Source organism: Mesorhizobium terrae, assembly GCF_008727715.1.
Lineage (GTDB): Bacteria > Pseudomonadota > Alphaproteobacteria > Rhizobiales > Rhizobiaceae > Mesorhizobium > Mesorhizobium terrae.
This window is the reverse complement of sequence record NZ_CP044218.1, coordinates 343,761-356,858: the sequence shown is the minus strand read 5'-3', so window position 1 is coordinate 356,858 and position 13,098 is coordinate 343,761. Positions and strand designations below refer to the sequence as shown.

Genomic DNA, 13,098 nt, shown 5'->3' with positions numbered 1-13,098 from the left:
GTTTGGACCTCGCTCAGTCCGGTTCAGGCTGCCTCGTCGCCGCGGTAATGGCTGGGCGGCGCGCCGATCACCCGCTTGAAGGCGCGGCTGAAGGCGGCTTCCGATTCATAACCCAGTCGGTTCGCCACCACGGCGATCTTGAGGCGGTCGTGCACCAGCCATTGCCTGGCCTGGTGCATGCGAACCTGCGTCACATATTTGGCCGGCGTCTCGCCGACGATCGTCGCGAAACGTTCGGCGAAACCGGAGCGCGAGGCGCCCATCGTGCGCGCCAGCGTTTCCACGCTCCAGTCGCGGTTCGGTTCCAGGTGGATCGCCGCCAGCACCTTGCCGATCTCGCGGTCGCGCACCGCCGCGATCCAGCCCTTGGAATCGCCGCAGCCGCGTTCCACCCATGACCGGATGATCGAGGCCGCCAGTACATCGGCCAGCCGCGCCACGATGCCGCCGGAGCCGACGCGTTCCATCTTCACCTCGCGCGCCATCGCTTCCAGAAGATGCGGGATGGAGGGCTCGTAGGCTTCGAGTTCATGCGTGCGCATGGCGTCGGGCATCATGCCGAGCAACGGGTGCAGGCTGTCGAGGTTGAAATACATCGTGCCGCAGAACAACAGCGTGCCCGGCGTGCAGCCTTCATTCTTCATGCCATAGACGTTCTTGCAGATTTCGGTGACCTGGTAGCCCTGCAGCGGTGCCGTCGGCACGTCGGGCGCGCTCGCCAGCGCATGCGGCGCGCCGCGCGGCACCAGCACCGCGTCGCCGGCCTTCATCTCGACCCATTCGCCCGACGGCATCCGCATCCAGCACGCCTTCTGGCCGATGAAATAGAAGCGGGCGGCGCTCTGTTTCGGAAATTCCAGCCCCCACGGCTCCTTCATCTCGCAGCGCCCGTACTGGACGCCGTCGAGCCTCAGGCCGCGCAGGATGTCGGTTAGCGCATCGCCGGTCAGGGAAGAGGCGGCGAGGGGAGTTTTGGACGAACGGTCAAGCATAATGGGGTTTCTAGCATGGAAACTCCAGGCGGTCATCTCCATTTTTTGCACTGCAACCAAATCGGAGACTGACTATGACCGACCCCGCGACAGCGGCGCTGGACGCGCCCGTGCTGTCTTCAGCACTGCCCGAGGAACGAACCGCACCGGCCTGGGGAGCCGTCGTCTCGCTGGCGCTCGGCGTCTTCGGCCTGGTGACCGCCGAATTCCTGCCGGCCAGCCTGCTCACGCCGATGGCGCATGATCTTGGCGTCAGCGAGGGTGCCGCCGGCCAGGCGGTGACCGCCACCGCCATCGTCGGCGCCATCGCCGCACCCTCCATGGCGATCATGACCCATAGGCTCGACCGCAAGGTCCTGATGTGGGTATTGACGCTCCTGCTCATCGTTTCAAGCCTCATCGCCGCTTTCGCCTCGTCGCTCACCATGCTTCTGGGCGCGCGCGTCGTGCTCGGCATCGCGCTGGGCGGTTTCTGGGCGATGTCGGGTGCCATGACCATGCGTCTGGTGCCCGCCTACCTGTTGCCGCGCGCCATGTCGATCGTGCTTGCCGGCGTGTCGGTCGCCACCGTCTGCGCCGCGCCCATCGGCGCCTATGTCGGCGACATCTGGGGCTGGCGCAGCGCCTTCCTGATCGCCGCCATCGTCGGCGCCGTCACGCTGCTCGTTCAGGTGGCCACCATTCCCAGCCTGCCGCCGGCCGGTGTCGCCGGACTGCGCACGCTGCTGGACGTGGCCAAGCGCCCCGCCATCCGCGTCGGCCTGCTCTTCATCCTGCTCATCGCGTCGGGGCATTTCGCCGGCTTCACCTATGTCCGCGCCTTCCTCGAAAAGGTGCCGGTGTTCGATGTCGAAAACGTCTCGCTGGTGCTGCTGGCTTTCGGCATAGGCGGCTTCTTCGGCAATCTTGCCGGTGGCTTCCTGGTCGAACGCAGTCTGAAGCTCGCCGCCGGCCTGGCGCCGCTCTTGATCGCCATCTCCTCGCTGCTCTTGCTCGTCTATGGCGCTTCGCCGGCCATGTCGGCCATCGCCGTCACCACCTGGGGCTTCGCCTTCGGCGCGATCCCGGTGGCGGTGCAGACCTGGATGGTGCGTGCAGCGCCCGATCATGCCGAAAGCGCCGGCGGCCTGATGGTTGCCGCCTTCCAGGTGGCGATTGCCATGGGCGCCATCTTCGGCGGCCTGCTCGTCGACAATGCCGGCGTCGCCAGTGCCTTCGGCTATGCCGGTCTCGCCACGCTGTTGGCGGCGGTCACCGCCTTCCTGCTCGGGCCGAAGAAGGGCACCTTCGCCTGAACCTGAAATCGGCGGCGCGGGCACCTGTCCGCGCCGCTTCGGCGTTGCCCTGCCCAGGCGGCGCAAAATCGCGTCATCCTTTGGCCCCGGGCTGGCCCCGCCCGAAATCGAGGTTATGCTGCGGCGCTGAATCAGGGAGAGTGCCGAATGCCGACGACCATGAAGGGGCCAGCGATTTTCCTGGCCCAGTTCGCGGGCGATGCCGCGCCGTTCAATTCATTGGGCCCGATCGCCAAATGGGCCGCCGGCCTCGGTTACAAGGGCATCCAGATCCCGACTTGGGACGCGCGCCTGTTCGATCTCGCCAGGGCTGCTTCCTCCAAGGCCTATTGCGACGAGGTCAAGGGCATGTGCGCCGACGCCGGCGTCGAGATCACCGAACTCTCCACCCATCTGCAGGGGCAGCTCGTCGCCGCGCACCCGGCCTATGACAGCCAGTTCGACGGTTTCGCTCCGGCCGCCCTGCACGGCAAGCCGAAGGCGCGGCAGGAATGGGCGGTCGAGCAGATGCGGCTTGCCGCCGCCGCCTCGAAGAGCCTTGGCCTGAAAGCCTCCGTCTCCTTCACCGGCGCTCTGGCTTTCCCCTATTTTTATCCCTGGCCGCAGCGTCCGGCCGGGCTGATCGAGGAAGCCTTCGCCGAGCTTGGCCGGCGCTGGAAGCCGATCCTCGACGTCTATGACCAGAATGGCGTCGATCTCTGCTATGAGCTCCATCCCGGCGAGGATGTTTTCGACGGCGCCACCTTCGAGTTGTTCCTCGAAGCGGTCGGCGGCCACAAGCGCTGCAACATCAATTACGATCCCTCGCATTTCCTGTTGCAGCAGCTCGACTATCTCGCCTTCATCGACATCTATCACGAGCGCATCAAGGCCTTCCACGTCAAGGACGCCGAGTTCAACCCTACCGGCCGCCAGGGCGTCTATTCCGGCTATCAGGGCTGGCTGAACCGGGCCGGGCGCTTCCGTTCGCTGGGCGACGGCCAGGTCGACTTCGGCGGCATCTTCTCCAGGCTGGCGCAATATGGCTACGACAGCTGGCCGGTGCTGGAATGGGAGTGCTGCCTGAAACATCCCGAGGATGGCGCCGCCGAAGGCGCTCCCTTCATCCAGCATCACATCATCCGCGTCACCGAAAAGGCTTTCGACGATTTCGCCGGCGGCGGCACCGACAAGGCGCAATTGCGCAAGATGATGGGTTTCTGAGCCTAGAGGCGGCGCGCAACGATCAGGGAGGACAAAAATGGTCAGCGGCACGAAGATTGAATCGGGGGCCGGCCCCATCCGCTACGGCATGGTCGGCGGCGGGCAGGGCGCCTTCATCGGCGCGGTGCACCGCATCGCCGCCCGCATGGATGGCGATTTCCAGCTCGTCGCCGGCGCGCTGTCGTCCAGCCCCGAGCGTGCCCGCGTCTCCGCCGCCGAACTCGGCCTCGATCCAGAGCGCAGCTATGGTTCCTATCTCGAAATGGCCAAGGCCGAGGCGAAGCGTGCGGACGGGATCGAGGCCGTTGCCATCGTCACGCCCAACAATGTGCACTTCCCGGCCGCCAAGGCCTTCCTGGAAACCGGCATCCACGTCATCTGCGACAAGCCTTTGACGGCAACCCTGGCCGAGGCCAGGAAGCTGGAGGCGCTGGTCGAGAAGACCGGCAAGGTCTTCGTGCTCACCCACAACTACACCGGCTATCCGATGGTGCGGCAGGCGCGCGAGATGGTGGCCAGGGGCCAGCTCGGCGACATCCGCCTCGTCCAGGCCGAATACCCGCAGGACTGGCTGACCGAGGACCTTGCCGCCACCGGCCAGAAACAGGCGTCGTGGCGCGCTGACCCGAAGCAGTCCGGCGCCGGCGGCGCATTGGGCGACATCGGCACCCATGCCTATAACCTCGCCCGTTTCGTCTCCGGCCTGGAGCTGGACACGCTGTCCGCCGACATCGATGCCTTCGTGCCCGGCCGCCTGCTCGACGACAACGCCCATGTGCTGTTGCGTTTCAAGGCGAAGGGCAAGGAACACCCCGCCAAGGGCATGATCTGGGCAAGCCAGGTGGCGCCGGGCCATGAGAACGGGCTGCGGCTCAGGGTCTACGGCTCGAAGGGCGGTCTCGAATGGGTGCAGGCCGATCCGAACTATCTCTGGTACACGCCTTTCGGCCAGCCCAAGCAATTGCTGACGCGTGGCGGGGTCGGTTCGCTGCCGGCTGCCGGCCGTGTCACCCGCGTGCCGTCCGGCCATCCCGAAGGCTATCTCGAAGGCTTTGCCAACATCTATCAGGAAGCCGCCAGGGCCATCCGCGCCGCCCGCAGGAAGGGTGGCAAGCCGGGCAAGGACGTGGTGTTCCCGACCGTGCAGGACGGCGTCGAGGGCTTGGCTTTCATCGAAGCCTGCGTGCGCTCGGCCAAGAAGAACGGCGCCTGGACGAAGCTATAGGCGCTGCCCCTAACGCCGGCGCATCTCGATCGGTATGTCCAGATTGATGGCCGCGCTGGCGATCGAAGCCGGCGGCGCGGGAACGGGTGAGGCGCGGCGCACCAGCGCCACCGCCGCCTCGTCGACCGCCGCGTCGCCGGAGCCTCTGGCAAGCGAGGCCGATATCACCGTTCCGCTGGAATTGACGGCGAAGCGCACATAGGCGACGCCGCCGCGCCTGATGCCGGACGGCATCCTCAGATAGCGCCGGATATGGGCGACCACCTGCGCATTCCATTGTCTCGGCGATATCGCGCCGCCGCCGTTTTGCGCCGCTCCCTTGCGCTCTGTGGCGCCGTTCTGGGCGGATTTCTGCGCGGCGGCACTGTTGGCCGCCACCTTCTTTTGCGGCTTTTCAACCTTCTGCGGCGTCTCGGCCTTGGCCTGTTTCACCGGTTCGGGTTTCTTTTCGACCGGCTTTTTCTTCTCTACCGGCTTGGCCACCGGTTTCGGCTTTTCCGCCACCGGGCGCGGTTCCGGAATGGCCATCGCCACCTCGGGCAAGGGCTGCTCGACCAGGTCCGGCACGACCTCCTGCGCCGCCTGGTTTTCGGCCACCCGTTCCATCGGTTCCGGCGTCGCCTCGACGGTCTCTTTGGTCGGTTCGGCCGCCTCCGGCTCGATGGGCTTTATCTGTTCCGTGACCTGTTCAGGCGTCTCCGAAGCGGTGGAATCGACGAGATCGGCGGCGTCGAGCGGCACGGCCTCCGGCGCCACGGCCATCGGCGGCAGGTCGATCATGATGGCGTTCTCCGCCGGCGGCGCCGAAAGCTCGATGGGTGCCTGCCGGCCCAGATACCAGCCGCCGGCAGCGTGCAGCGATACCACGACGAGCGCGGCGCCCGACCACAGCGTCAGCTCGCGGCGGCTGATGCCGCCAAGCACGCCGCCAGGCAGGGCCAGGGCCGTCATTGGGCTGCGCCCGGCAAAGCGGGTGCGCCTGCCGGCACCGTCTCCAGCCCGACCAGTGCCACCTTCAGATAACCGGCGCCGCGCATCAGGTTCATCACTTCCATCAACTCGCCATAGACGACGCCTCGGTCGGCGCGCAGGAAGATGCGCCGCTGCTTGTCGCCCTTGGCGATGACATCCAGCTGCTGTTGGAAAGCCGACCGCGCCACCGCCTCCTGGCCGATCGCCAGGCTGAGATCGTCCTTCAGCGTGACATAGAGCGGTTCCTCCGGCCGTGGCGCCGGCGTCGCCGTCGAGGCCGGCAGGTCGACATTGATGTCCACCGTCGCCAGCGGCGCCGCCACCATGAAGATGATGAGCAGCACCAGCATGACGTCGATGAACGGCGTCACGTTGATCTCGTGGTTCTCCTGGAGATCGTCGTCGTCGAACGATTGTTTGATGCCGCCGGCCATCCTGTCGGTCCTAGGCCGCGGTTGCCGGGGCGTGGTGCCCGTTGGCCGATTTGGAGACGGGCAGGCGCTCGATAAGCGCATGCGGCGCGGTGCGGTCGAGATCGCGGCTCACCAGCTGCTGCACGCCGGCCGCCGCATCCGCCAGCCCCTGGCGATAGCCGGTGATCGAGCGCGCGAAGACATTGTAGATAACCACGGCCGGGATCGCCGCCACCAGGCCCACCGCCGTTGCAAGCAGCGCTTCGGCGATGCCGGGTGCGACGACGGCTAGGTTGGTGGTCTGCGCTTCCGAAATGCCGATGAAGGCGTTCATGATGCCCCACACCGTGCCGAACAGGCCGACGAAGGGCGCGGTGGAACCGATCGTTGCGAGCACGCCGGTGCCGCGGCTGAGCCGCCTGCCGGCCTGCGCCTGGATGCGCATCAGCCGGGATTCGACGCGTTCCTTGATGCCGGCCTTGATGTCGGCGACATCGCCGTTCCCGTCATCCTGCCGCGACAGTTCCAGTTCTTCGACGGCGGCCCGCACCAGCACGCCGCCGATGCCGGCATTCTTGCCGAGCACTTGCGCGGCGTCTTCCAGTCGGCGCGCGCCCGTTATTACGCGCAAGGCTTTGCCGAGCCGCGCCTTGGCGCCGGCGACCTCCAGCGATTTGGCCAGCCACACCGTCCACGTCACCAGCGAGGCGAAGGCGAGGCCGATCATCACCGCCTTCACCACCCAGTCGGCCGCCATGAACATGCCCCAGGGCGACAGATTGTGCGGCAGCGTCGCCTTGGCGACCGGCGCGGGGGCGACGGTTTTTGCCACGGGTGCAGTGGCCTGGACGGGAGCCATGGCCGGAGCGGTATTTTTGACGGGAGCGGTCGCGGGCGCCGCCTGCTGCGCTAGCGCCGGGCCGACGATCACCGCCACGAAACCGGCCAGGGCAACGATACGGGCCATCCGGCCGAAGGGGGGCTTCCGGCCGGTCCGGCTCGCAGCATTGGGGCGCATGGCATCTCGCAAGGTCTCGTCTCCCGATTGTGGAACCGGGAGAGCTGGCGGCCAAAGGCCGTCCGTTCGACATCCCGGCTCATACGAGCGAGAGCGGCCTATCATTGTTGACTGCGATTATCAAGAAATAGCGGCTTCACATTTCGCGCCTTTTCCCGGCGAAATGGGTGAACCGCGCGGCCGGGGGAAATTGTTTAAGCCGGCACCGCCGTCGTCAGCGGCACGCCAAGCCCCACCTTGACCCTGTCCATGGCCACGAAAGTGCGGAATTTCTTGACGTTGTTGTTGGCGAAGAACAGGCGCCGCGTCAGCGCCTCGTAATCGGCCATGGTGGCCACGGTTATGACGAGGATGAAATCCGCCTCGCCGGTCACGTAGTAGCACTGCTGCACCTCGGGTGCAGCGGAGAACTCCCGCTTCGCAGCGTCGAGCAGCGCCGCCGTCTCGCTGACCACTTCCACCTCCACGAAGATGGTGATGGCCTGGCCGACCTTGGTGGGGTCGACGATGGCGACATTGGCCTGGATCACGCCGGTTTCCTCCAGCCGCTTGATACGGCGCTGCACGGCGGGCGCCGAAAGGTTGACCGCTTCGCCGATCAACCGCTGCGGCGTGGCATTGTCCTTCTGCAATATGGCGAGGATCGCCAGGTCGAAACTGTCGAGATCGATCTGGGGTAAAGGCTTGGCCATGTCTCGCCTCACGAAAAAAACTTGCGCGCTAACCGCCGGAATACAGCGCAATTTGCGCCGTTGATGCAATACGGTTTCAGCCAACCTGCCGGAGGTGCCATGTTTCTGCTGAACACCCATCCCGACCACAATGCACCGCTAATGCCGGCCGATGCCGATTGCCTCGGCCCCGCCGGCGTCGCACAGGTCGAGCGTTTCCTGGCCTTTCGCGACAATGCCGCCGCGACGCCGATGCCGGCGCTGCCGTCGCTGGCGAAGGCGCTGGGCGTCGGCACCATCCACGTCAAGGACGAGGGCCAGCGCCTCGGCCTCGGCTCCTTCAAGGCGCTCGGCGGCTCCTATGCGGTGATGCGGCTTGTGCTGGAAGAAGCCGCGCGGCACCTCGATTGCGAGGTCGGCTTCGCCGATCTTTCCCGCCCGAGCGTGCGTGCTGTTGCTTCCAGGATGACCTTCGCCTGCGCCACCGACGGCAACCATGGCCGCTCTGTCGCGCAGGGCGCCCAGCTGGTCGGCGCAAAATCCGTCATCTTCGTCCATGGCGGCGTCAGCGACGAACGTGTCGCCGCCATAGCTCGTTTCGGTGCCGAAATGGTCCGTTTCGAAGGCAGCTATGACGAGTCCGTCGCGGAAGCCGCGCGCGTTGCCGAACGCGAGGGCTGGACGATCGTTTCGGACACGTCGTGGCCGACCTACGAGCGTATTCCCGGCCTCGTCATGCAGGGCTACACGGCGATCGCGCACGAGGCCTTGCGCCAGCTCGACCGGCCGCCCACCCATGTCTTCGTGCAGGCCGGCGTCGGCGGTATCGCCGCGGCACTTGCCGCACATTTCGCACTCACTCTGGGCGTCGACCGTCCCACCTTCATCGTCGTCGAGCCATCCCGCGCCGCCTGTCTTCTGGCCACGGCGCGCGCAGGCCGCCTGGCCAAGGTGGCGCATGACGAGCCGACCGTGATGGCGATGCTCGAATGCTACGAGCCGTCCATGATCGCCTGGCGGGTGCTGGCGCGCGCCGCCGATGCCTTCATGGCGGTCGAGGAAGAAGATGCCGTCGCCGCCATGAACCGGCTGGCGGGGCCGTTGGGCGCCGATCCGGCGATCGTCTCCGGCGAAAGCGGCTGCGTCGGCCTCGCCGGCCTGGTCCGCGCGCTCGCCGACCCGGCCCACAAGCGTGCGCTCGGGCTGGGCGCATCCTCCCGCATCCTCCTGATCAACACCGAGGGCGCCACCGATCCCGGCCTCTACGAAAAGCTGGTGGGTATCAGCCCGGCCGAGGTCGCCCGCCGCACCATGGAGGTTACGCCCGCATGACCGACCTGACCGCCCTGGAACGCGACATGACGGCGTGGCGGCGCGACCTGCACGCCCATCCCGAATTTGGCTTCGAGGAGAAGCGCACCGCCGCCTTCGTCGCCGCCAGGCTGCGCGAATTCGGGCTCGACGATGTCACCGAGGGCGTCGGCGGCACCGGCGTCGTCGGCACGTTAAAGCGCGGCACCAGCAACCGTGCCATCGCCCTGCGCGCCGACATGGATGCCTTGCGCATCGCCGAGCAGGGCACGGCCGACTACCGCTCCCGGATCGCCGGCACCATGCATGCCTGCGGCCATGACGGCCACACCGCCATGCTGCTCGGCGCCGCTAGGCGGTTGGCTGAAGAGGGTGGTTTCGACGGCACCGTGCGTTTCGTCTTCCAGCCGGCCGAGGAATGGGGCAGGGGCGCGCTCGCCATGCTCGACGATGGCCTGATGCAGCGCTTTCCGTTCGACGAGATCTACGGGCTGCACAATATGCCCGGCCTGCCCGTCGGCCATTTCGAAACCCGCGCCGGCGCCTTCATGTCGGCCGAGGATAATTTCGAGATCGTGCTGAAGGGCGTCGGCGGCCATGCCGCCCGGCCGCACTGGGGCAATGAGGTGTTGGTCGCCGCCTGCGCGCTGGTCATGAACCTGCAGACCATTGTCGCCCGTCGCCTGAGCCCAACCGACATCGGCGTCGTTTCGGTAACGGAACTGATCACCGACGGCACCCGCAACGCGTTGCCGGGCATCGCCCGCATCCTGGGCGATGCCCGCAGCTTCCGCCCGGAAGTCTCGGCCGAGATCGAGCGCCAGATGCGCGTCATCGCCGAAGGCACCGCACAGGCCTACAATGTCGGCGCCGAGGTCACCTACACGCGCGAATTCGTGCCGCTGGTCAACGACGCGGCGCTGGTCGAGGAGGCGTTCGCAGCCGCCGCGACCATCTACCGGCCGGACGCGATCGCCACCGCGAACGAGCCGATGACCGGCTCCGAGGATTTCGCGCGTTTTCTCGATCATGTTCCGGGCTGTTTTGTATTCCTCGGCAATGGCGAAAAATCCGCGCCGCTGCACAACCCGACCTATGATTTCAACGACGCCGGTTTGCTTCACGGCGCCGGCTTCCACGTCGCTATCGTCAGGCGGCGTTTGGCGGAAAGGTAGCGAGGCTCGTTCCCTTCTCCCCTTGTGGGGTGAGAAACGGTCCGCGTAGCGGACGAAAAGCCAATTGCTTGGCTTTTCGAGTTTCGAACGCCCCGAGCCCTGAGAGGGGCAGGGGCGCAGCTTTGTCCAAGCCCTCGGCATAGCCTCGGGCGTTCGAACCCTTTGAAAGGTCCACCGGACCTTTCAATTCACCTGCGGTGAACCGGGTTCTCACCCCGCAAGGGGAGAAGGTAAGCGCGGTGTCACTCGCCCCGCATCGTCGCCTGGAAGGTCGGCAGGTGCTTCTTCTGCGCTTCCAGCATGCGCTCGCGATAGACGCCGTAGATGACGTCGGTGTCGTGTAGCGTCACCCCGGCGATGGTCGGCGAGGCGAACACCGGCAGCTCGACGCCGCGCTTCGACAGCTGGTCGGCGGTGCGGGCGATCAGCTCATGCGCCAGGATCATGGCCAGCACCGTCGATGAGCCCGAAACCGGGCGGCTCCAGCCCTCCACCGGCACGATCGCGTCCTCGATCGGCGAGCAGGTGTCGATCACCAGGTCGGCGGCGTCGGCCAGCCGCTTGCCGGAGGAGTGCGTGGCCGGCTTGTCGAGATTGTTCTTCGAGGTCACCGCCACCACGAAGATGCCGCGCTTCTTGGCATAGAGCGCGGTGTCGATGCCGGAAGCATTGCGGCCGCTATGGCCGAAGATGATAATGGAATCGCCCTTGTTCAGCGGCTGGTGGTCGAGGAATTTCTCGGCGTAGTTCTCGGTGCGCTCCAGCCACAAAAGCTCGCGCACGCCGCCGGCGCCCAGCACATTGTGCCACATCACGCGCGGGTCGGTCAGCGGGTTGAAGCCGACATAGGTGCCATAGCGCGGGAACATCTCCTGGCAGGGCAGCACGGAATGGCCCGAGCCGTAGAGATGCACGAGCCCGCCATTCTGCAGCGAATCCGCGAAGCGGCTCGCCGCCTGCTCGAAGGCTTCGCTATTTACTTTCGATGCCTGTTCGATGAGGGCGGCGAGGCGGGGGATGTAGAAATCGGACACTTGGATACTCCTGCTGGTGTCAGTTTCGATTGTTGGCGGCAACGCGGCCGGCGCGCAGCGTCGAGCGGATCTCGTAGCGATCGCCGCGCATCACCGAGACGGTGAATTCGAAGGGGCCGCGCTCGTCGGTGGTGATGCGTTCGACGACGAAGGCCGGCATGCCGGCGGCAAGGCCGAGCAGTTCGGCGTCGGCCGCGGCCACGGTGCCGACGCGATAATTCTCGCGCGCCTCCACCGGCACGATGCCGTAGCGCTTCTCCAGCGCTTCGTAGAGCGAGCCTTGCAGCAGCCCGGAATCGAGGAAACCCGGCACGCGCGCGCCGGCAAGCAAGGCCGTCTGGATGCCGATCGGCTCGTCATTGCCGAGCCTCAGGCGGCGGATGCGCACCACCGGGTCGCCTTCCTCGATCTCGAGCGCTGCCGCTGCAATGGCGTCCGCCTTGCTCAGGCTGCAGTCGAGCAGCCGCGAGCCGGCAACCACGCCCATATGGCCCATTTCCTGGGTGAAGCTGGTCAGTTCGCGCGTGCCGGCCACCAGCGTGGTCGAGCGCACGAAGGTGCCGCGGCCGTGCTCGCGCCGCAGCAGGCCGCTTTCCTCCAGATTGCGCAGCGCGTGGCGCAGCGTGATGCGGCTCACCCCGAACAGCGCGCACAGCCGGTCCTCGGCCGGGATCTGGTCGCCCGTCGCCCATTCGCCGCTTTTCACGATGGCGCGGATCGCTTCTTCCACCTGGAACCACAGCGGTTCCGGGCGGCGGCGGTCGGGTTGCTGAAAACTGGTTTCGCTCATCGTATCTGCCTCCACAGAGGGCCAGTCGTGCCGGCAAGTGCGGCGCCGACCAGCCCGGCTAGCGAACCGAAGGCGCCGGGCCTGATGTCGATGCCGCGCAGATGCGGCGGCAATTGGCGGCGCAGCGCGTCTAGAAGCGGCTGCCGGATCGTGTCCAGCGCGTCGGCAATGCCGCCGGAAATCAGGATCGCCTGCGGATCGAGCAGGGCGACGGCGCCCGCCAGCGCGGTGCCGAGGCTGCGCATCGGCGCTTCGAGCCCCGAAATGGCCCCGGCATCGCCGGCCCTGGCCGCTGCGATCAGTGCCGCGCCGTCGGTTAGCCCGAGGCCCTGTGCTATGGCGTCCAGCGCCCGGCCCGACGCGGCGCGTTCCAGCCAGCCGCTGCGGTCCTCGCCGGCATCGTCGAGGTCGGCGCAGGCCCAGCCGAAGGAACAGGCCCCACCTTGCGCGCCGGCAACGATGCGGCCGCCGGCCAGCACCGCCGAGCCGATGCCGGTGCCGATGGCAAGCAGCAGCGCGTCGGTCAGGGTCTTTGCGCCGCCTTCCACCGCTTCCGCCAGCATGGCGATCTGCGCGTCGTTGCCGACGGCCACGGTCAGGCCGGGAAAGCTGGCTTGCAGATCGACACTGTCGAGATAGGGCAGGTTGGGAATCCAGCGGCAAGTGGTGCCGTCGACCAGTCCCGGCACCGCGAAGCCGATCGCGGCGATGTCGCCGGCTTCGTCGGCCAGCGCGCGGAGCCGGGCGAGGAAACCATCGAGCGTCACTGGCGCCGCCTCGCGCGTCAGCATGCGCAGCGCCCGCACGTCGCCCTCATGCAGGGCGGCGCGCAGATTGGTGCCGCCGAGGTCGATGGCCAGCGTGCGCGTCATGGATGGCGGTCGCTCAAACAAGTCGTGCAGTCGCCGTCGCCTCGGTCAAGGCCCGGTCTGCATGGGTGTCGCGCGGTGGAAATCATTCATCCTCTCGGGCAAGCGGCCGTGTTTCCTATGGCCGCTC

General features: G+C 66.9%; 13 protein-coding genes. 5 read left to right on the top strand and 8 right to left on the bottom strand.

Features of this window, described 5'->3' with window-relative positions:
* Nucleotides 1-23 precede the first annotated feature (23 nt).
* The gene (locus tag FZF13_RS03110) at nt 24-992 is read right to left on the bottom strand and encodes an AraC family transcriptional regulator (RefSeq protein ID WP_036254693.1); all 969 of its coding nucleotides are present in this window, start codon (nt 990-992) and stop codon (nt 24-26) included.
* 74 nt (nt 993-1,066) lie between these two features.
* Here FZF13_RS03110 and FZF13_RS03105 point away from each other — a divergent pair, with 74 nt between their 5' ends.
* The 3 genes from FZF13_RS03105 to FZF13_RS03095 all read left to right on the top strand — a co-directional run bounded on the left by FZF13_RS03105 (nt 1,067) and on the right by FZF13_RS03095 (nt 4,715).
* A complete protein-coding gene (locus FZF13_RS03105; protein ID WP_024926422.1) occupies nt 1,067-2,287 on the top strand; it encodes an MFS transporter in 1,221 nt (406 codons plus the stop codon).
* Between the two features lie 147 nt (nt 2,288-2,434).
* Nucleotides 2,435-3,490 (top strand): sugar phosphate isomerase/epimerase family protein, encoded by a 1,056-nt coding sequence (locus FZF13_RS03100; protein WP_024926421.1) that lies wholly within the window; start codon nt 2,435-2,437, stop codon nt 3,488-3,490.
* A gap of 37 nt (nt 3,491-3,527) precedes the next feature.
* Nucleotides 3,528-4,715, top strand: a complete 1,188-nt coding sequence (locus FZF13_RS03095) for a Gfo/Idh/MocA family protein (protein ID WP_024926420.1) — start codon at nt 3,528-3,530, stop codon at nt 4,713-4,715.
* Between the two features lie 9 nt (nt 4,716-4,724).
* Here the strand turns inward: FZF13_RS03095 and FZF13_RS03090 are convergent, their stop codons facing one another.
* The 4 genes from FZF13_RS03090 to FZF13_RS03075 form a co-directional block, all read right to left on the bottom strand.
* Nucleotides 4,725-5,666, bottom strand: a complete 942-nt coding sequence (locus FZF13_RS03090) for a TonB family protein (protein WP_024926419.1) — start codon at nt 5,664-5,666, stop codon at nt 4,725-4,727.
* The gene (exbD, locus tag FZF13_RS03085; RefSeq protein WP_024926418.1) at nt 5,663-6,121 is read right to left on the bottom strand and encodes a TonB system transport protein ExbD; all 459 of its coding nucleotides are present in this window, start codon (nt 6,119-6,121) and stop codon (nt 5,663-5,665) included. The genes FZF13_RS03090 and exbD overlap by 4 nt, the downstream gene beginning before the upstream one ends.
* Before the next feature lie 10 nt (nt 6,122-6,131).
* The gene (exbB, locus tag FZF13_RS03080; RefSeq protein ID WP_024926417.1) at nt 6,132-7,067 is read right to left on the bottom strand and encodes a tonB-system energizer ExbB; all 936 of its coding nucleotides are present in this window, start codon (nt 7,065-7,067) and stop codon (nt 6,132-6,134) included.
* 245 nt (nt 7,068-7,312) lie between these two features.
* Nucleotides 7,313-7,810: an Lrp/AsnC family transcriptional regulator gene (locus tag FZF13_RS03075; protein WP_024926416.1), complete on the bottom strand. Its 498-nt coding sequence runs from the start codon at nt 7,808-7,810 to the stop codon at nt 7,313-7,315.
* A 99-nt stretch (nt 7,811-7,909) separates the two neighbouring features.
* Here FZF13_RS03075 and FZF13_RS03070 point away from each other — a divergent pair, with 99 nt between their 5' ends.
* Nucleotides 7,910-9,121, top strand: a complete 1,212-nt coding sequence (locus FZF13_RS03070) for a diaminopropionate ammonia-lyase (protein WP_024926415.1) — start codon at nt 7,910-7,912, stop codon at nt 9,119-9,121.
* Complete coding sequence (locus FZF13_RS03065) at nt 9,118-10,275, top strand: M20 aminoacylase family protein (protein WP_024926414.1); 1,158 nt, start codon at nt 9,118-9,120, stop codon at nt 10,273-10,275. The genes FZF13_RS03070 and FZF13_RS03065 overlap by 4 nt, the downstream gene beginning before the upstream one ends.
* 242 nt (nt 10,276-10,517) lie before the next feature.
* On the opposite strand, the gene FZF13_RS03060 is transcribed toward FZF13_RS03065, so the two are convergent.
* From FZF13_RS03060 to FZF13_RS03050, 3 genes are read right to left on the bottom strand one after another with little or no spacing between them, the layout of a single operon-like run.
* Entirely contained in the window at nt 10,518-11,309 is a 792-nt protein-coding gene (locus FZF13_RS03060; RefSeq protein WP_024926413.1) for a sugar isomerase domain-containing protein, read from the bottom strand.
* Nucleotides 11,310-11,328: 19 nt separating this feature from the next.
* Nucleotides 11,329-12,099, bottom strand: coding sequence for a GntR family transcriptional regulator (locus FZF13_RS03055; protein WP_024926412.1), 771 nt, complete (start codon nt 12,097-12,099; stop codon nt 11,329-11,331).
* Nucleotides 12,096-12,971 carry an ROK family protein gene (locus FZF13_RS03050; RefSeq protein ID WP_024926411.1) on the bottom strand — a complete coding sequence of 292 codons (876 nt, stop codon included), beginning with the start codon at nt 12,969-12,971 and terminating at the stop codon, nt 12,096-12,098. The genes FZF13_RS03055 and FZF13_RS03050 overlap by 4 nt, the downstream gene beginning before the upstream one ends.
* Nucleotides 12,972-13,098 lie beyond the last annotated feature (127 nt).